At 51.9% G+C, this 747-nt stretch carries 1 protein-coding gene; it reads left to right on the top strand.

Going from position 1 to position 747, the window contains the following annotated elements:
* On the top strand, positions 1 to 271 hold a 271-nt coding region (locus DB520_RS27440), incomplete at its 5' end, for a hypothetical protein (RefSeq protein ID WP_232835170.1).
* Between the last annotated feature and the right edge of the window lie 476 nt (positions 272 to 747).

A 747-nucleotide genomic window follows, 5' to 3' on the forward strand; every position in this document is an offset into this window, starting at 1 on the left:
GCAGAGGAGAACTCTCCAAGCCTACCAGTTTTTGCCCACCCTCAGCTCGGAACAAGGTTGGGCCTATCAAAATATATTCCTCTCAGCGAAGAAGTGCCGTGGAGTTGAACCACCCCGTGGTTCTGGGCTTTTGGGGTGGTGTCCCAATTCCCCGGGTTTCTCCCGGCGTTATTATTGTTGGACCCTTTCAGGGTCTTGGGACGAAACAGGGAACACAAGTGCTGGCATGGAAACGGCCGTCACTGTAAAGGAAAACGGCAAAAGACAATAACCTTTCCTAGGTTCACTCCATTGGGTGACACCTGACACAGTGACCAACAGGTTCAAAGAAACCCGGAGGGTTTCAACCCCATTAGCCCCGTGCGTTAGCTCGGGGATCTGGAGGACCAACGACGATTCCCCAACCCCGGACGGGGTTGAACTCCGTGAACAAGGAATCGGACGAGGGATTCATCCAGGAAATGGGGCAATTTCGATCGGCGGACCAATCCCGGACGGCGGCACAGCGGCTTAAAATCAACCCCCATTCCGGGGCAAAAAACAATGATTGTGTCTTTCCCCCTCCTGTTTTAGGAGGGGGATAAAAGGGGGTGGTCATAACAATTCGGGTGTAATGATCAACCTTTTTTGAGTGGTCAAAGGGTTCGCGCGCCTAATCGCCTAATCAAGGGCTTGCCTTTAGATTTTGTACAAAGGGGATTACAAATCCCCTTTATCTGGGTTCGGGATTGCAAATCCCGAACAGCT

It is taken from the genome of Pleomorphovibrio marinus (genome assembly GCF_003347495.1).
Taxonomy (GTDB): Bacteria; Bacteroidota; Bacteroidia; order Cytophagales; family Cyclobacteriaceae; genus Pleomorphovibrio; species Pleomorphovibrio marinus.